The sequence below is a fragment of the Nitrospinaceae bacterium genome (genome assembly GCA_018669005.1).
Lineage (GTDB): Bacteria > UBA8248 > UBA8248 > UBA8248 > UBA8248 > UBA8248.
In genome coordinates, this window is sequence record JABJAL010000072.1 from 155,622 (window position 1) to 173,825 (window position 18,204).

Below are 18,204 nucleotides of genomic sequence, written 5' to 3' on the forward strand. Positions count from 1 at the left end.
GGCTTTTCGCATAGACAAGTCATGAGTAGTCAAAAAAAAATACCTCACGAAATTCGATCAAAAGCCGGGGAGCTGAGCGATCAGCTGCACCTCCATAATTATCGATATTATGCTTTAGATAATCCGATTGTATCGGACGCTGAGTATGACAGTCTGATGCGTGAGCTTCAGTTGCTCGAATCTGACTATCCTTCTCTTATGACGCCAAATTCTCCGACGCAGCGGGTGGGCGCCGAGCCGCTTGAGGGCTTCGGTGAATTTGTCCACGATCCTCCTATGCGCAGCCTTGAAAACGCCGTGAACGAAGAGGAAGTCAGATCTTTTGAAACTCGTGCACGAAGATATATAAAGCAAACATATGACCGTGAAATTGAAAATTTTGAATACGTAGTTGAACCGAAACTTGATGGGTCTGCCGTAGATATTGTTTATCAAGAAATTTTTTTTCATTCCGGTGGAACCAGGGGAGATGGGAGGCGAGGTGAGGATATCACCGAAAACCTTCGAACCATTAAAGATATTCCGCATAGCCTTGTGTCGTCGAAGAATGCGCCACAGCCACCCCGGCATCTGACGCTTAGGGGCGAGGTTTATATCGATCGGGATGGATTTGAGAGTTTAAACCGGGCTCGGGAAGATGCGAGCGAAGCGATATTTGCAAATCCAAGAAATGCGGCTGCGGGTACGCTGAGGCAGTTGAATCCTAAAATTACGGCTTCAAGGCCCTTGAGGATTTCCCTGTACTCGCTGGGAAGGACGGAAGGGTTTGAGTGTGAAAGCCAGTCGGAGCTTCTTGAAACACTACCAAAGTGGGGGATACCCGTAAGCCCGGAGTGGCGCAAATGTAAAAATTTGGATGAAGTATTTAAAAGCTACGAAGATTATCTTGCTGAGAGAGAAAATTTTCCGTTTGAAATGGATGGTATGGTCATCAAGATAAATTCGTTTGAGCTTCAACAGGACCTTGGCAGTACGTCCCGGGCGCCGCGATGGGCGATAGCCTACAAATTTCCCCCGAAACAGGAATATACGGTGGTAGAGGATATTATCGTTCAGGTCGGGCGAACGGGCGTTCTTACGCCTGTTGCTGTGCTAAGGCCAGTACGGGTTGGAGGTGTCGAAGTCTCCCGCGCAACTCTTCACAACCAAGATGAAGTGAATAAAAAGGATGTCCGTGTGGGCGATACGGTCGTTATTCAACGGGCGGGAGATGTGATCCCCGAAGTGGTGATGGTTGTAGATGATAAGCGCCCGGCAGGGGCGGGTAAATTTAAGATTCCGAAAAATTGCCCGGTATGTAAAACGTTGGTTGTGCGAGATGGAGATGAAGCGGCGATACGTTGCCCGAATCCAGGTTGCGATGCTGTCCTTCGGGAGGGTCTTCGACATTTTGCCTCTCGTGGTGCGATGGATATCGAGGGTCTTGGTGAGAAAGTGGTGAATCAGCTGGTTGATGAGGGATTTGTAAAAGAGCCTGCCGATTTGTTCACCCTTAAAGAGCATCGCGATAAAATATTGAGGATTAAGGGCTGGAAAGAGAAAAAAATTGACAATCTTCTCGCAGCGCTTGAGGCGGCCAAGGAGCAGCCATTGTATCGGTTAATATTCGGCCTCGGTATTAGGCACGTAGGGGAGCATCTGGCAGAAGTGCTGGCTAGTCGATTTGGGAGCATTGATGCCTTGGGCCAGGTTGATAGGGACACTTTGCTGGATATCCACGAAGTGGGCCCCCAGGTAGCGGAAAGCATCATTTCCTTTTTTGAAAATGACCGATCCCGCCAGATGCTTGAGAACCTTCAGGCCACCGGACTGGCACCGGCGGTGACAGATGTGTCGATTGGGGAGGGTGCAGATGGACTCTTTGCAGGGAAAACGTTTGTTTTGACTGGTACGCTCTCCAGCAGTTCTCGTGGTGAAGCTAAAGCGGCAATTGAGTCGCTCGGAGGGCGTGTGGCCGCCTCGGTAAGTAAAAAGACGGACTTTGTTGTCGCCGGTGAAAATCCCGGTTCAAAGCGCACTAAAGCAGAGGCGCTTGATATTCCGGTATGGGATGAAGATGCTTTCATGCGCGTACTTTCGGATAAATTAATTCCTTGACGAGGGAGCTTGTTTTTATTAGACTTATAAAGAAATGACCGACACAAATCCCCCATCAAGATTCTTATTAGCCCCTTCTTTCATTGGAATTGCAACGTGAAAAAAATACGTAAGGCTGTATTTCCCGCTGCAGGGCTAGGAACCAGATTTTTGCCAGCGACGAAGGTCATTCCGAAAGAGATGCTTCCGATAGTGGATACCCCCCAGATTCAGATCGGTGTGCAGGAGGCGCTCGATGCCGGAATCGAGGATATTGTATTTATCACGGGCCGGGGAAAAGTATCAGTAGTTGACCACTTCGACATTTCCTATGAGCTTGAAGAACACCTTCGAAGCAGAGGAAAAGATCAGTTGCACTCGCAGGCAAGAGAGATTGCCGACAAGGCACATGTCGCCTCTATCCGCCAGAAAAATCCGCTTGGCTTAGGCCATGCTGTTCTCTGTGCGAAAAGCGTGGTGGGCAACGAGCCCTTTGCCGTGATTTTGAGTGATGACATCATCCGAAGCGAAAAACCGGCAATTGGTCAGCTTGCTGATGCGTATGAAGAGCATGGCGGGGCCATGGTTTCTGTCATGGAAGTGGAGAATAAGGAAATTTCAAAATATGGGTCCGTAATTCCGTCAGGCGACTTGTCGCCGGGGCCTCGCCTTACCCCTCTGCAGGGAATGATTGAGAAGCCCCTCGCTAGCGAGGCGCCTTCGAACTTAGCGATTATTGGCCGCTATATTTTACCGCCTGAAATTTTTGAATGTCTTGAAAATGTTGCTCCCGATGCAAATGGAGAAATCCAGCTTACAGATGGCATTCGCCTTCTTATGAAGCAGATGCCTGTTTTTGCCTATGAATTTGAAGGCAAACGATATGACACTGGCGACAAGCTTGGTTTTTTGCAAGCGACCGTGGAATTTGCATTGGATCGTGATGATGTTGGCCCATCTTTCAGGGATTATTTGAGGAGTCTGGATCTGTAATGAGTGCTACTGAAACACCGGACGAACCCCAACCTCCGGATAGTTACGCCGAATTTTTGTTATTAAGAAAACTCGACAACGGGTGCCCTAAGTCAGACACCCGCCGTGAGGGTTGAGCCTTGGAAATTGGATTAATTTTCAGGCTGGCCGCTTTTGTTTTCTTAATGTTCCTCTCTGCGTGTTTTTCGGCGAGCGAAACAGCCTTCTTCTCTTTAGGCCGGGTCCGCGTTCAAGCGCTTCGCAAAGAAGGTAAGTTTGGAGAACGTATTTCAGTTCTGCTCGATCAGCCTCGCCGATTAATTATTTCCATTCTGATGGGAAATGAAATAGTCAATATTATTTCCGCTGCTATTTTCACGGGCGGGTTAATTTTTTTAATGGGTGAAAGTCGTGGCTGGATAGCCCCGTTGTTGATGACCCCGCTATTGATGGTATTTGGTGAGATAACACCAAAATCTCTTGCCGCACGTTTTCCCGAAAAATTTGCCAAGACACTGGTTATTCCACTCTCATTGTTTATGAGAATAATATTTCCGCTGCGCTGGGTTTTCCTTCATATCGCTAATTGGGTGCTTTCATTTTTCGGAACACGAAACATGGTTCAAGGCAACATTTTGATGGAGGATGAATTTCTCACTCTGGTTGAGGCGGGATTGGAGGAAGGTGAGCTTGATGCAACTGAGCAGACCTATATCCGAAATATATTTGAATTTCATGACAGGACCGTAGGTGAAATTATCGTACCCCGCACGGATATGGAATGTTGGGAGATAGGTTTGCCTCTGCGGGAAGTAGCTGGTCTTGTTCAACAATCGGCTTTTTCTCGGGTGCCCGTCTATGAGGGAGATCGCGATCATATCATCGGGATTCTCTATCTGAAGGATTTCCTCGAAGTATTTCAGCAAGAATCTATCGATCCTGATCGGGTTTTGACGAAAAAGATGCTTCGGGATCCACTGTTTGTTCCAGAAGGCTCTACGCTGGATTCCTTATTTCGCCTTCTACGACAGGAAAGAACTCATATGGCTGTCGTTGCCGATGAGTTCGGCGGTGTTAACGGCCTGGTGACTATGACGGATTTGCTCGATGAAATATTTGGGGAAATCCGTGATGAATTTGATGAAAAAGAAGAAATTGAAATTGAGAAACAAACAGATGATTCGTTCATATGCGTGGCCCGACTTCCGCTCTGGGAATTTTCTGAACACACGGGCTGGGCTGTTCCCGAGGATTTTGATTCAAATTCGATAGGTGGATTTGTATTCACGCTGCTTGGTCATGTGCCGGTGGTGGGAGAAAGCGTTCGATTTGAAGAAATCGAATTTACCGTACTTGAAGTAGACAATACACGTGTGTTGAAACTTCGTGCGAATAATATTGGGAGTGATGAATAATGCCACTTTCGATAGCATTCATTTTAGGAATTTTGTTCCTGATGGGCGAGGCAATTTTTTCTGGAGCTGAAATAGCTATCGTTTCGGCTAATCGGGCAAAACTTCGTGCATTGGCGAACGATGGAGATCAGGATGCCAAAATTGCGTTGAATCTCCTTGATGCACCTGAATGGCTGATGGGAACAATTTTAACCTGCCATAATTCTTTTTTTGTTTCTAATGTGGTTTTAGCAACATATACGGGCATTAACCTCCTCGGGCCTAAATACGGCGAAATTGTCTCTACCTTGGTGGTGATTCCGTTTTTAGTAATTTTTGGTGAAGTGGTTCCGAAAAGTTATTGTCAAGATCGTGCCGATACGCTTGCCCCTAAGCTGGCACGTATTGTCTGGGGTGCCAGGAAGATTGTTTATCCTGTCGTATGGTTTTTAAATCATCTCATTCAATCGGTTCTGAACCGAAGGGTCGGTAATGGCCAAGGTAGTCCGTTTGTTACTCGTCAGGAACTCGAAATACTCGTTGAAAAACCCATTCAGGGAGACATGCAAGCAGGCGAGCGAAAAATGATTGGCCGGATTCTTACATTTGGCAATCTGGATGTTGCAAATGTCATGGTTCCCCAGGTGGAAGTAACTGCTGTTGATGAAGACGCAACTATCGAGGATGTTATTGAGCGTATAAAAACAGACGGGCACTCAAGTATTCTTGTTTATAAAGAAGAAATTCACCATATAGTCGGGGTGGTGAATGCGAGGGATATCATCGCTATTGGAGACGCTGCCCATGGTCTCCTTAAAGATAAGTCGGAGTTGATTCGGGCGCCTTATTTTGTACCGGAATCAAAGCCGGCGGATGATTTGCTTGAAGAAATGCAAAAGGAAAAATTAAAACTCGCTGTTGCTGTAGATGAATATGGTGGCTGTGTGGGTGTTGTGACCATGGAGGATTTGGTTGAAGAAATAGTTGGAGAAATTAGTGATGAATATAATGTTGATGAGGCTCGCTATTATCAAAGATTGATGGATGGCGTAATTTTAGTGGACGCCCGCATGGAAGTTGAGGCGGTACGTGATGAACTTTCGATTCCCGTTCCAGATGGCGATTATGAGACGCTGGGCGGTTATTTGCTAGAAATTTTTGAGCGCATACCCAAAGAAGGCGAGCAAATATCTATCGATAGCTGGATTTTTACGATAGCGGAAGCCACTGAGCGTCAAATTGAAAATATTAAATGCGAGCAAATCACAGAGATACAGGCCCCGGAGGATGGATCCCCGGTTGATGAACCTGGGGTGTGAGTTGTCTGATTTTTTTAAGTAGAGACTGGATCGGGAACTGAAACACCAGTGTCGTTGGATATCTGACGTAAAACTTCCCACTGGGTCTCTTCGTAGGGTATTCCGCTTTTAAGAGCGTCTGCCATTCGGTGTGCTTCGCGCTCTCCGGGCAAGAGCATATTCGGGTCTCCGTGTTCCCTGATGTCTTTTATTGCCTGAGTAAGTCGCTCGCGGGCTTCGTCTTCAGGAAATAGAAAATCAATACGCCAGGCCTCGAAGGTTTGGGCGACTCTGCTTTTGGGTGTTTCGCGCATATTTTTAACGCGTTCAATTGGCCCGCCTCCAATTACGTTGTCCAATTCAACAAGTATGTTCAGGCCCGAGCCCTTGTAGCCGAAAGCCTCACCCCCCAGAGGAAGAACCGAGCCGCCGATAAGTTTCTCGTAGGGAACAACACCTTCAAGCATATTGTTGTCCTTGTCTCTGAAGTAGTCGGAGGGAATTGGGGCGCCTGATTTGGCGGCACGGAAAGCGGGGCTTACGGCACGCTGAGTGGTTGCGATATCGATTACAATGGCTTCGTTTCCGCAGGGAAGGCCCCATGCGATGGGGTTGGTCCCCAGGCGGACCCGGTTTCCCCCGAAGGGCATCATCCAGGCGCCTGATGTGCAGGTTGCTCGAGCGGCGAAGCCTCGCTCGATGAGAGCTTCAACATAAACGCAGGCGGCGCCGAAGTGGTTTGCATCGCGAACATGGACCCGCCCTGTTCCATGTTGCTCGGCAAGATCCCCTGCGAGTTGGGCGGCGTCCATCGCAGCAGCGGGACCGATTCCGCCGTTGGCGTTCATTGCGGCAATGGCCCAGCCCTCTTTGCGGCTTATTTCGGGCAGGGAGGTCATATCTATGGCATCGAGTTTCGATCTATCAACCAACTCTCTCAGCCCGGTTCCGCCAGCCACGCCGTGGCTGGAAATTCCTCTGAGATCGGCAGCAGCCAGAACTGAAGCAGTGGTGTGGGCTCTATCGGGTGCCGCTCCGAGGGATTTGATTACATCTGTTGCAAAGCCAATGAGGGCGTTTGCTAATATCCGGCCAGCGTTTTTCATATGCAGTAAAAATCCTATTTGTTGTCGGGGATGCAGAGTGTGAACGACACGCCACCGTTTTGCGGCGTATCTACATTGAAATGGCCGCCCCATAGCCGGGCGGTTAAAAGGGCGCGGTACAGGCCGATGCCCACACCCTCGAAGCCTTCTTTTTCCTGCAGGCAGGTGTCTAGCCAATCAAGGGTAGAGCCGGTCTGGTTTGCGGGTAGATTAGCCATGCGGTTTTCAGCGGACATGCAAATTTCATTATCCTTGTTCGCCAAGCTTACTAAAATCATTCCGCCTTGTGGCGAAAGAAGAATAACGGCATCGAGAAGGTCGTTGATAAGGGTAGCGAAACGATTTTTGTCCCCATTAATGTTAAGTGGGGAAGATGGTATTTCTGGTTGAATGCGATAGCCGCGTAGCCTCCGAAGGCGTTTGCTTATTTGCTCGCTGAAAAGTCCCGCCAAATCAAAATACTCTTGGTTGGGCTCCATGTTGCCTGATTCAATCGTTGTTGTATCGACAAAGTCGCGTACCAATTGATCGAGACGAAAGACGGACTCTGATAGTTCGGTGAGGCTTTCGCGGAGACGATATAGATCAGTTTCTTCCGTTAAGTCCTCGAAGCGATTGCGAAACTCAGCGAAAGGTTTTTCCAGATCGCGGCTTGCCAGGCGCAGAATGAGTGAAGTATTTGGCGGGGTGGTCTCGTATTTTTTTTGTGCGCCATCCGGTTGCGTGCCCAATTTTTTTCCTTAAAGAATATAGCGTCTGGAAAAATTAGTGATTTGGTGGTCTTGAAAAAACCTTTTAAAAAAAGCGACAACTTGGTCGAATTAAAAAATAATATCCTGGCGTTGCATCTGATTTGCGGCGTCGAGGATGACCTGTGCCGTTCCCCTTGTCATGGGTTCGAGATTTCCCAAATCTTTTAGAGGAACCCACTTGGCATTATCTATGTCGCTTCCCGGCTTAAGGCTTCCACCCACGGGGCGACAAACGAAATCTACCAGGACATAGTGATACTGTACCCGATTCCAGTTGTCCCGTGTTATTCGGTCTAATACCGCGCAACGCGAAACGATATCCACGATTAAGCCGGTTTCCTCTAGCGTCTCTCTCTTGCAGGCCTCCTCAAGCGTTTCTCCCAGTTTTAAAGCGCCACCGGGTACGCTCCAGTTTCCTGCGCCCGGCGCCTTGCCTCGTTGTGCCATCAAGACATTTTTCTCGCTAAAAATTATTGCGCCGACACCAGGAATGGGCCGAAGGGGATATATGCGGCTCATCGTTTCTCCTGAAAAGTGTTTGTGTTGACAGTTATTAAAGGCCAAAAGTAGCATCATATTCATTGTAGGGTAAGCGTAAATGTTGACGCATAACTCTTGTCGAGGAAAGTGCCGTGCCCCCTGAAATAATCTTTGCTCTTCTCTCCATGTGTTTTCTCGGAATGAGCGATTTTCTCTATAAATGGGGCCAGAAGTGGGATTTGCGCGGCGGGCCGTTCATGCTGGTGCAAAATTTTGCCTATATGCCCACAGCTTTTACTTTGGCATATCTCCGCTCGGATTTGATTTGGAGCCCTGGCCTGTGGTTTGGGTTGCTCAATGGCGCTCTGGCCTTCACCGCGTTTCTTTTTATTCTTTTAGCCATGCGCCGGGGCGAGGCGGTTTCTCTGATCCCTATAGTGCGTCTGAATTTTGCCATTACAGCTCTTCTAACGATTACGCTCATAAACGAGGAAGTGAATTTACTTAAAGGTTTAGCGCTCTTGCTGGCGGGCTCGGCCGTTCTTGTCGGAGGAGGCCGTATCTTTTCGGGGCAGGGTGACAAACGCTCTCTAGCCCTGGCGCTCGGGGCGATGTGCCTTTTTGGCTTTATCGGTTTGTTTATCAAGCTAGGCCTTGGCATGGGGGCTACGCCTGCGGCGATGACCCTTGCTCAAAGCGTAGGTGTTTTTTGCATGGCCTTGCCGTTTGCCATCTATTCAGGAGATCCACTGCCCAAGCGGGGAGGCGCCCTTTGGGTGCCCCTTATGTGTGGCGTGTTGACCTCGTCCAGCTATGTTTCTCTCTCGGTTGGCTTCACACATGGAGATGCCGTGGTTATAGCGCCCATTGCCCAGCTTAGTTTTGTTCTTACAGGTATCCTGGCGATTATTTTTCTCGGAGAGCGCCTCTCTATTCAAAAAAGTATCGGGGCGGCTTGCGCTGTGGTGTCTATCCTTATTTTCGCGATGGCATAAATTTTTTTTAAACCACATCTACTTTTCGGAGTTGATTAATCTCCTCGGAGTTCATTCCCAACCACGAGTTTAATATTTCATCGGAGTGCGCCCCGAGCGGCGGGCCAGTCCACCGAATTGTAAGCGGTGTTTCCGACATGCGCGGTGTTACGTTTTGCATGGGAACTTCTCCGAAGTCGGTATCCGGGACTGCCTTGATGAGTTCTCTTTGCTGGAAATGGGGGTCTGCAAAAATATCTTCGATGTCATAAACAGGCATTGCGGTAACGCCGGCGGCATTAAAAATATTCATGTTTTCATTGCAGGATTTAGCGCTGATTTCGTTGGCGATGATGTTGTCTAAACTTGGATCATTGGAGACACGGGCGACATTGTTCTTAAAGCGGGCATCTTCAATAAGATCGGCGCACCCTATACTTTTCGCCAGACGCTCGAACATGTGTTGAGTCGAGGCCGAAATGGCGATCCATTTGCCGTCCTTAGTTGAATAACAGTTTCTGGGAGATGAGTTTTCAGAAAGGTTGCCTGTTCGGCGATATTTTTTCCCGTTTAAAACGAACTCTGCGGCATGTGGGCCAAGGATAGAAAAAAGTGGCTCATAGAGCGCCAGGTCGATAGTTTGACCTTTTCCGCCCCCCAGTGCATCACGCTGATACAGGGCAAACATGGTGGAAGATACGCCATAGAGTCCAGCCGTCATATCGGCAATCGGAACAGGGGGCAGCAGTGGCGGGGAATCCGGAAAACCGTTTATCGCGCTGAAACCAGAGGCGGCCTCGACCAGTGTTCCGAATCCCGGTCGATCCCGGTAAGGCCCATCCTGCCCCCAACCGGAAATTCTAACCACAATGAGGCCTGGATTTATTTTATGAAGTGTCTCGGGGGAGAGCCCCCAGGCTTCAAGCTTGCCGGGAAAAAAATTCTCCGCCAGCACATCGGCTTCGGCGACAAGTTTTTTTAGAATTTCCTGGCCAGCGGATTGGGATAAATCCAGCGTTAATGATTTTTTCCCCCGACCGTATACTTTCCACCAGGAGGGATTCCATGCGCGTAGTGTGTCTCCGCGCTTGGGAACTTCAATCTTTACTACCTCCGCGCCTGCATCGGCGAGAAGCATGCCGTAGAAGCCTCCGACAATTAGGCGGGTTAAATCGAGGACTCTTACCCCTTCTATCGGCCCAGGCATCGTTGTTTACCTCTTTTAGCCCATATCTGGTCGGTTGCGAAGAATTCTCTGTCAGGAAACTACCCGTTAATTTATTCCCAATTAAGATAATTCAAATAACCTACGACCGGTATATCTACTTGAACAGAAAGTCCCAATGCCTGTTTGTGCGCCTGTATGGTTTTCAAATGCGCATAGGCTTCCCAGAGAACATGGCGGAAAGTTTGTTCGAGGTCGTAATGATAAAGATCGGAGTTGTTTTCGTCTCTCCAAAATCCTCGGGGATGGGATTTCATTACGATATTCTCCGTCCATTCCTTCAATCCGTCTCCCGTGGACCATTGATGATCTTCTGGAATGTGTCTTGATTGCACTTTTTCACGAAGACTTCTGAGATTCTCGTTGCCCAGAATCTCCCATGCGAGGTCCGAGGCATCTTGAACGGCAGCAAGCAAATCCTGTTTTTCGTGAAATCGTTTGGGATCCAGCAAACGATCGGCACCGCCTGTGTCGAGGAGAGTTTTCTCTCTTGGGGGGTTGTCACCGAAAAGCGCTACACCCCAAATATCCAGAAACCAACGGTAATGCGCGTATGCGATGTGGCTGACCTGTTGCCTGATTGACCAGGCACCCCAGCTTTTTTCCAGGTGGGTAGCGTCCATCTGTTCATCGTTAATGTCTTGAATCTCTCTTTTGATCATACCGGGAATCTCTGGATACTCGGGAAATACTTGTTGCCCGGAGGTGGTAAGGTCATCGCTCATTGTTGGATGGTCCTTTAATAAAAGTCGAATTCTTTCACGAAAGATTTGCGTTGATATGAGTATTAATAACCGAATTGGACATGCCGCGCTATGGCATCTCTCCAGGGCGTGCGATAATTGTGTTTATTAATTTCATCTGGCAAAGGCGGTTATATATTTTGTTTGATTTCTTTTCGGCAATTCCTCCTGAGTATCGTGCGCTTTTAGGAAGTTTTTTCTTCTCGTGTAATCAAATGATTGTTCGCCGCCTGACGGAGCGAGCCTCACCGTTGACAATAACGATGATGGTCAATTTTTGGATGGCCGTCACGGCGATATTCTTGGTTCCAATCTTTGATTCATTTGATGGCGATATTTATCTGGCGCTTCTTTTTTTTCTCGGAGTGGGTTTTTTAGGGCAGGCGACAGCTCGATTTTTGGCGTACTGGTCGAATACTCTTATCGGCGTGAGTCGAACGAATACGGTTGTAGCTGGCTCTCCGATTGGGGCGGCCATAATGGGTGTGGTAATTCTAGGCGAGCGTCCATCCATTGAAATATGGATCGGCATGGTTTTTATTGTTGTAGGTCTGATTGTGTTAACAAGCGAAAGGGGGGGTGGAAGCTACCCCTTGAGAATGTATACCTATGCTTTTATTGCGATGCTGGCTTTCTCTATTACGCCTTACTTGCGAAAAGGCGCGATGACGGCTCTAAGCGCGCCAGCGTTCGGGGTAATCGTTTCAACAATCATTGCGAATGCTACGCTAATGACGACCTCTCGTTTTATGGCTGGCCCGCAGAAATTTGAATTTAGTCGCTCCCTTGCTTTGGCCAGTATTCCGGCGGGTATTTTTGCCATGGCGGCGGCGCTTAATTTTTGGACTGCTTTGAGAGATGGTCCATTGACGGTGATATCACCGCTCGTGCGGATGACCCCGATTTTTGTGATAATACTCTCGGCTATTTTCTTAAGAGGCAAGGAAATCATCACGATGCGGCTGATTCTGGCAACAGGAGTCGTTGTTATCGGTGCCGCTTTGATTACGGCAAATCCGTGATGTTATGGAGTATAGATTAGGGTCTGAGAGGGCTTGCTGGTATTGCTTATTGACCGAAACCTCAATTTTTTGCGACAATTTCATTATCACAAAGAGATAAATAGTGAATCCGGGAGATTCCAGGTTAGTTTTATCCGGCACGTTTCGCTTATTAAGGAGAGAGGATGAAAGCACTTAAGATTGTTCCCGAAAATTGCACAGGTTGCATGCGATGTGAACTCGCTTGCTCCTATATGCAGACCGGGACATTTCAGCCGTCGAAATCGGTTATCCGGGTTTCGGCTTTTGAAACACATACGAGTTATTCGCCTTACACCTGTCCTCAATGCGACGAGGGTTGGTGTATGACGGCATGTCCCGTCGAGGCGATTAATATTAGTGGGGTGGGAGCCAAGAATGTTGTGTCTGACATTTGCGTTGGATGCAAGTTGTGCACGATTTCTTGCCCTTATGGAACTATATTCTACGATCCTGATTTACATAAGGCGTTCAAGTGTGACCTCTGCAGCGGTTCACCGGCTTGCGTTGAGGTTTGTCCACGTGACGCTATTTTATATGAAGAGGCCGAAGTGACGGACTGGGTTGGCCCGTTTGCCACCGAGCGCTCGAAAGGCCCGGGTGGTTTACTTACGGTGAGGGCAAACTAATGGCTAAACGTCACGTCATCGTCGGCGGCGGGACTGCCGGTTGGAACGCAATTTCAACGATACGAGAGATCGACAAAGGAGAGTCGGAGATTGTTCTAGTGTCTGACGAAAATCCTTATTCTCGAATGGTTCTTCCGTATTATCTTTCGCAAGAAATTGGCGAATCACATGTGTATACGGCATCTGAAACGCAACTAGGCAAGCTCAATGTCGAAACACGTCTTGGCCGACGGGCGACTACGTTAAACCCTGACAACAACAGGCTTGTTCTCGATAATGGTGATGAGATTGACTACGATAATTTGTTGATTGCCACCGGATCTTCTCCGGTTCGGGCTCCGGTGCCGGGAGCTGATGGAGGCGATGTTCACAGCTTTTGGACGCTTGGGCAGGCGCGTGAGGTGACAGCTGGGTTAAAACCTGGTTCACAGGTTGCCATGATAGGTGCCGGTTTTATTTCATTTACCATCTTAAATGCGTTGATCAAGCGTGGCGTTGAACTCACGATCATAGAAATCGCTCCAAGAATTCTTCCGCGTATGGTGGATGACGAAGGGGCGGCGATTGTTCAGGGGTGGCTTGAAGAGCGCGGCATTAAAATCATGGCAGGTGTGGAGGTGACTTCGATTGAGGATGTCTCTGGTGGCGGCAAAACTGTGAAGCTAAAGTCGGGCGCTGATGTCGATGCTGATCTTGTGATTATGGCGACGGGAATTAAAACAAATCTTGAATGGCTCGAGGGCTCTGGAATTGAAGTGAACCAGGGCGTTCTAGTAAACGACCATCTTCGCTCAAGCGAATCGAATGTCTATGCGGCGGGTGATGTGGCCGAGGGGCCAGATCTGTTGTCGGATGGCAAGGTGGTGCATGCCATAGAGCCTACCGCTATGCAGCATGGTCGCGTGGTCGGCGCCAATATGGCTGGCGTGGACACGGCCTTTGAGGGCAGCCTGCTTATGAACATCGTTGATGTTCTGGATCTTGAGATAGCCAGTTTTGGCCGCTGGGATGACGAGGAGCTGGAGGTTGTTCGAGTGGTTAAGGCGGATCGTCCTGCCTATCGAAAACTGCTTTTTGAGGAAGGTCGTCTTGTGGGTGCAATTTTGTTGGGCCGGACAAGAGACATCTGGGCGACTAACGATGTGGGAATGATCAAGGGGCTTGTACAGAGCAAATGTGATTTATCTGAATGGAAGGCGCATCTCAAGAAAAATCCATTTGATATTAAACGTGCATATCTGGCTGCGGGAGCTGCGGGCAATTTGATTCCACAGACGCTTCTGGGGCGTCCCTCCGTATAGGAGCGGCATGTTGCGGTCATTTAATTATATCGGGAGAAAGTGACATTGAGCGAATCACACGCGTTTGCGGGGAAAATCCTCCGAGTGGACCTGACGGCCGGAAATACATGGGGCGATCCATTTACCCCCGAGGACCAGCGGAAATATTTGGGCGGCGCATGTCTGGGGGCGAAAATTCTTTGGGAGGAAGTGCCCCCCGAGGTGGAATGGGACCACCCGGCTAATCGTCTTGTCTTGGCCACTGGGCCACTTGCGGGTCTTCCAGTGTGGGGCACCGGCGGGCTCACCGTTGTTACGCGTGGTGCGCTGACTGGTGGGGCTACTAACACGAATGCTAACGGTTTTTTCGGTGCCAATCTAAAGCATTGTGGCTATGACGCTATCGTCCTCCAAGGGCGTTCTGAGGGCTGGGTCTATGTCCATATCCAGGGTGATCGGGTGGAGCTCAAGGATGCATCCCACCTCCTGGGGAAAGATACCTGGGAAACGCAGCAGGCCCTCGAAAAAGAACTTGGCCTCAGCGGGCACCAGCTCAGTGTTTATTCTATTGGCCCGGCGGGTGAGAATCTGGTTCGCTTTGCCGCCATTCAGGGCGATTACGGCCACGTGGCGAGCAAGAACGGCTGCGGTGCAGTTATGGGCTCCAAGAATGTTAAGGCTGTGGTCATTGAGCGGGGTGGCAAGGCTCTCTCTGTTGCACATCTAAAGGCGCTCTACGCTGCGGCTGACGAGATTGCCCATAGCCTACAGACCGACCCAAGTACAAAGGGTCTTTACGCTTACGGAACGCTGGGCGGAGTCCGGAATCAGATAGCAGGGGGATCACTGCCGATTCGCAATTACACGACGAACGAATGGCCTGAGGGGGTGGATACCAAGAAATGGGAGGGACGTAGCCTCCGTGAAGGATTTGATCACCGGGGCCATCAGTGCAACTCATGCGGGATGCATCACTGCCATATGCAGGTGATCGCTTCTGGGGCCCATAAGGGAGAAATCGTCGACGAGCCCGAGTACGAGGGTTGGGCTGGAGCAGGATGGGCTACCGGGGCCACGGAGCCCCAGGAAGTCACCTGGATGAATACACAGCTCGACCGGGCCTGTGTGGACGTGAACGAGTGGGGCTGGCTCTGTGGATGGGTGATGGAATGCCAGGAAAAGGGGTACATCACTGATAGTGATCTTGGTTTTCGGCTTGAATGGGGAGATATTGAAGGTGCTAATCGGTTGCTTCAAATGATTAGCCGTCGTGAGGGCATGGGAGATCTTTTGGCCGAGGGGGTTAAGCGAGCGTCCGAAAAACTAGGAGGCGAGGCGGCAGATTGCGCTATTTATACCATGAAGGGCGACTCTCCAAGAGGGCACGACCACCGAGCCAGATGGGAGGAGATGCTGGACACCTGTACTGGTAGCGGCGGGACGCTGGACACCGCTCCGCCCGTATTTCCGACCGAAATGGGTATGCCGGCCAGGGTGGAGCCCCAGGACCCTGATGCAGTGCCCAAAATGGTGGGTACCATGCGGGGGAGACGGCATTTTGAGGATTCTCTGGGCATTTGCGCTTTCACCTCACGTACAAGGTTGGAAATTCTTTGCCGTTCGGTCGAGGCCGCGACGGGCTGGGACATCCGGCGCGAGGAGGCAATGAACATTGGCCGGAGGTCAGCCACACTGATGCGAGCCTTTAACCTGCGCTGTGGCATCGGGCCCGAACTCGAACGCCCCTCGAAGCGCTACGGCTCCACCCCGGTGGACGGACCAGTGAAGGGTGTTTCTGTCATGGAACAATGGGAGAAAATGCTCGATATTTGGTACGAGACAGTTGGTTATGACCGTAAATCAGGGCGTCCCAATCCGGATACGCTTATCGAGCTTGATCTTGAAGAGTTAATTGAGCCGTTATGGGGCAAAGAAGCGGCTGCCAAGGCCAAATAACGGTTGATATCACGCGCCGCTTGGAGAAAACCGTGAGTGCGGACAAGCAAAGCGTCGTGCTCGAATTCCTCGCCTGGGCGACTATCTTTGTCGGCGGTGATGGGAGCGAGAGCCGCGAGTTCACCGAGGAAATTGAACCCGGCGATACGCTCCGGGATGTACTCAAGCGCCATAGCCGCAAGCACAGGGAGCTCAATGATGCCTTGTGGGACCGCGGCTCGGACGCCCTGAGCGAGCACATCGAAATAGCGGTGAACGACGCCCTGCTGGGCATCAAGCACACGCTCGACAGCGAGATACAGGGCGGCGACCGGATCATCCTTATGGGCCAGTACATGGGTGGCTAATGAGTGCCACATGTCGCACATAGGATAGTTGGCGCACCGCCTGGGGCGCACCGCCTGGGGCGCACCGCCCTAATGGCGAATATCTCGATCCGAGGCCCCCATCCCGGGGTTTTTCAACTACGCATTTCCAGTTTGACAGATATTCCTGCGAAATTTTCTCGGCGTATTTCCAGTTTTACGCTCGGCGGCGTGCTCTATGCCGCGATACGTTTGGCTGAGCAGTGCGCCCGGAGATGGAGCCGCAATTCATTGCCTGCTATCTTAAGTTGTAGATACATAGGGATGGTCAATTTCATAGACAGGCACTTATAGAGGGGAAATCGAAATGTCGATAAACAAAAACACAGGTCTTACCGAAGGAATGGGTGTAACCGATGAGATGATGGCCTGCCCGGCGCCCCGGGTGCCCTTAATCGATCCAGACAACATCCCGGCGCATCTACAGGCTGAACTTGCCCCCCTGTTCGAGCGCGGCAAAAAACGATGGGGAACGGTCTCGCGCTTTGTGCGCCTCCTCGGCTGGGCGCCCGGTTTTGTTGAGGGCTGGCAGATAATGGACGGCAAGCTGCGGGTAAATCACCACGAGAGCGACCCCGAATATGTACGCATGGCCCAATTCGTCATCATCAAAACAGCGCTTTTAACACAATGCAACAACTGACTCGGGCACAACGTCGAGCTCGGTCGGGCTCACGGCATCTCCCAGGATCAAGTCAACCTGATGGATGGCGACGGTTGGAAAGATAGCGATCTTTTCAGCGCCAAAGAAAAGGCCGCCATCTGCTGGGCCGAGGAGGTGACAAATATGACAGCAAAAGATAACGACAACGCCTTTGAAGACATGGAGCGCCACTTCAGCACCGAGCAGCTCGTTTCCCTCACCATCCTTTGCGGGTTGTGGAACCTTACGGGCCGCGTTGCCGAGGCGCTTCATCTTGTCGTGGAGCCTCCCGGCGGGCGCATCGCCTTCCAGGCGGGCGGCGGCGAGTAAAGGCAGTTCTAAAAATTAGAAGTAAATGCGGTTGAATGATTAATCAAAAGTTTCTACGCTAACTCGCGGAAGTTTTGTGTTGAGAAATTGATAGGACTTCGAATTATTAACAGCAGGCTACATTAGATATCGTTCCAAAATTCTTATTGAGGATGATGTAATTATGGGACCAGGAAAGATACTTGAAGGGGTAGCTGATGTTTTCTCTGCAGCGTAGCGTCTGGCCCCTGCTGGCCCAAAAGCGCGCCGTATTATTTTCCTTCGTTGCCGGAGCTATCCTGCTTTGGTTGTCCGAGGCGTCTGCGCACGGGGTGGCCCAGGGCGATAAAGGATTTATCCAGGAAACCACCGGGGCAATTCCATTTCCGTTTATTTATCTCGGTGCCAAGCATATGGTTACTGGCTATGATCACCTTCTCTTTTTGTTGGGGGTGATTTTTTTTCTCTACCGGATGAAAGATGTCGGCCTTTATGTCTCTTTGTTTGCCATCGGCCATACCGTGACACTTCTCTCCGGTGTATTCTTCCACATCAGCATTAATGCATACTTGATCGACGCAATTATCGGCCTTTCTGTAGTCTACAAAGCACTGGACAATTTGGGGGCCTATCGTCGTTGGTTTGGTTTTCAACCGGATACAAAGGGCGCAACGCTAGTTTTCGGTCTATTCCACGGGTTCGGCCTCGCTACGAAACTCATTGAATTCGAGCTGTCTCCGGATGGATTGTTTGCCAACCTTGTTGCATTTAACGTCGGTGTGGAGCTTGGTCAGCTTCTCGCCCTTGGCGGTATTTTGATTGCGATGGGTTTTTGGCGGCGCACCCCAAGCTTCTGGCGTCATGCCTACAGTGCGAACGTTGCCCTCATGGCTGGGGGGTTTGTTCTGATGGGCTATCAACTTACTGGATATTTTCTCTTTTGATCTGAAGGATTCTCTGAG

At 50.0% G+C, this 18,204-nt stretch carries 18 protein-coding genes; 13 read left to right on the top strand and 5 right to left on the bottom strand.

Annotated elements, in window-relative coordinates; translation table 11 throughout:
* Nucleotides 1-21: 21 nt before the first annotated feature.
* The 4 genes from ligA (at nucleotide 22) to HOJ95_10370 (ending at nucleotide 5,761) form a co-directional block, all read left to right on the top strand.
* Nucleotides 22-2,097: an NAD-dependent DNA ligase LigA gene (gene ligA / locus HOJ95_10355; GenBank protein ID MBT6395097.1), complete on the top strand. Its 2,076-nt coding sequence runs from the start codon at nucleotides 22-24 to the stop codon at nucleotides 2,095-2,097.
* A 96-nt stretch (nucleotides 2,098-2,193) separates the two neighbouring features.
* Nucleotides 2,194-3,069, top strand: a complete 876-nt coding sequence (gene galU, locus HOJ95_10360; GenBank protein ID MBT6395098.1) for a UTP--glucose-1-phosphate uridylyltransferase GalU — start codon at nucleotides 2,194-2,196, stop codon at nucleotides 3,067-3,069.
* Nucleotides 3,070-3,188: 119 nt separating this feature from the next.
* Nucleotides 3,189-4,463, top strand: a complete 1,275-nt coding sequence (locus tag HOJ95_10365; protein ID MBT6395099.1) for an HlyC/CorC family transporter — start codon at nucleotides 3,189-3,191, stop codon at nucleotides 4,461-4,463.
* A complete protein-coding gene (locus HOJ95_10370) occupies nucleotides 4,463-5,761 on the top strand; it encodes an HlyC/CorC family transporter (protein MBT6395100.1) in 1,299 nt (432 codons plus the stop codon). The genes HOJ95_10365 and HOJ95_10370 overlap by 1 nt, the downstream gene beginning before the upstream one ends.
* A gap of 14 nt (nucleotides 5,762-5,775) precedes the next feature.
* Here HOJ95_10370 and HOJ95_10375 read toward each other — a convergent pair whose 3' ends face one another.
* The 3 genes from HOJ95_10375 to HOJ95_10385 all read right to left on the bottom strand — a co-directional run bounded on the left by HOJ95_10375 (nucleotide 5,776) and on the right by HOJ95_10385 (nucleotide 8,117).
* Nucleotides 5,776-6,846: a hypothetical protein gene (locus tag HOJ95_10375; GenBank protein ID MBT6395101.1), complete on the bottom strand. Its 1,071-nt coding sequence runs from the start codon at nucleotides 6,844-6,846 to the stop codon at nucleotides 5,776-5,778.
* Nucleotides 6,847-6,860: 14 nt separating this feature from the next.
* On the bottom strand, nucleotides 6,861-7,577 hold the full coding sequence (locus tag HOJ95_10380) for a HAMP domain-containing histidine kinase (protein ID MBT6395102.1): 717 nt from the start codon (nucleotides 7,575-7,577) through the stop codon (nucleotides 6,861-6,863).
* A gap of 90 nt (nucleotides 7,578-7,667) precedes the next feature.
* A complete protein-coding gene (locus HOJ95_10385; protein ID MBT6395103.1) occupies nucleotides 7,668-8,117 on the bottom strand; it encodes an NUDIX hydrolase in 450 nt (149 codons plus the stop codon).
* Between the two features lie 113 nt (nucleotides 8,118-8,230).
* Between HOJ95_10385 and HOJ95_10390 the strand changes: the two genes are divergently transcribed.
* A complete protein-coding gene (locus HOJ95_10390) occupies nucleotides 8,231-9,073 on the top strand; it encodes a DMT family transporter (GenBank protein MBT6395104.1) in 843 nt (280 codons plus the stop codon).
* A 7-nt stretch (nucleotides 9,074-9,080) separates the two neighbouring features.
* On the opposite strand, the gene HOJ95_10395 is transcribed toward HOJ95_10390, so the two are convergent.
* Both HOJ95_10395 and HOJ95_10400 read right to left on the bottom strand, forming a co-directional pair.
* Nucleotides 9,081-10,259, bottom strand: a complete 1,179-nt coding sequence (locus tag HOJ95_10395) for a CoA transferase (GenBank protein ID MBT6395105.1) — start codon at nucleotides 10,257-10,259, stop codon at nucleotides 9,081-9,083.
* Nucleotides 10,260-10,330: 71 nt separating this feature from the next.
* A complete protein-coding gene (locus HOJ95_10400; protein MBT6395106.1) occupies nucleotides 10,331-11,002 on the bottom strand; it encodes a hypothetical protein in 672 nt (223 codons plus the stop codon).
* A 158-nt stretch (nucleotides 11,003-11,160) separates the two neighbouring features.
* On the opposite strand from HOJ95_10400, the gene HOJ95_10405 reads away from it, so the two are divergent.
* The 8 genes from HOJ95_10405 (at nucleotide 11,161) to HOJ95_10440 (ending at nucleotide 18,186) form a co-directional block, all read left to right on the top strand.
* Nucleotides 11,161-12,042 (top strand): EamA family transporter, encoded by an 882-nt coding sequence (locus HOJ95_10405; GenBank protein MBT6395107.1) that lies wholly within the window; start codon nucleotides 11,161-11,163, stop codon nucleotides 12,040-12,042.
* 164 nt (nucleotides 12,043-12,206) lie between these two features.
* Entirely contained in the window at nucleotides 12,207-12,689 is a 483-nt protein-coding gene (locus HOJ95_10410) for a 4Fe-4S dicluster domain-containing protein (protein MBT6395108.1), read from the top strand.
* Nucleotides 12,689-13,990 (top strand): NAD(P)/FAD-dependent oxidoreductase, encoded by a 1,302-nt coding sequence (locus HOJ95_10415; GenBank protein MBT6395109.1) that lies wholly within the window; start codon nucleotides 12,689-12,691, stop codon nucleotides 13,988-13,990. The genes HOJ95_10410 and HOJ95_10415 overlap by 1 nt, the downstream gene beginning before the upstream one ends.
* A 45-nt stretch (nucleotides 13,991-14,035) precedes the next feature.
* Nucleotides 14,036-15,925, top strand: coding sequence for a hypothetical protein (locus tag HOJ95_10420; protein ID MBT6395110.1), 1,890 nt, complete (start codon nucleotides 14,036-14,038; stop codon nucleotides 15,923-15,925).
* A 32-nt stretch (nucleotides 15,926-15,957) separates the two neighbouring features.
* Nucleotides 15,958-16,272, top strand: coding sequence for a MoaD/ThiS family protein (locus HOJ95_10425; GenBank protein ID MBT6395111.1), 315 nt, complete (start codon nucleotides 15,958-15,960; stop codon nucleotides 16,270-16,272).
* A 325-nt stretch (nucleotides 16,273-16,597) separates the two neighbouring features.
* A complete protein-coding gene (locus HOJ95_10430; protein MBT6395112.1) occupies nucleotides 16,598-16,933 on the top strand; it encodes a hypothetical protein in 336 nt (111 codons plus the stop codon).
* 60 nt (nucleotides 16,934-16,993) lie between these two features.
* Nucleotides 16,994-17,263, top strand: coding sequence for a hypothetical protein (locus HOJ95_10435; protein ID MBT6395113.1), 270 nt, complete (start codon nucleotides 16,994-16,996; stop codon nucleotides 17,261-17,263).
* A 197-nt stretch (nucleotides 17,264-17,460) separates the two neighbouring features.
* Nucleotides 17,461-18,186 (top strand): HupE/UreJ family protein, encoded by a 726-nt coding sequence (locus HOJ95_10440; GenBank protein MBT6395114.1) that lies wholly within the window; start codon nucleotides 17,461-17,463, stop codon nucleotides 18,184-18,186.
* The last annotated feature ends 18 nt before the right edge of the window (nucleotides 18,187-18,204 follow it).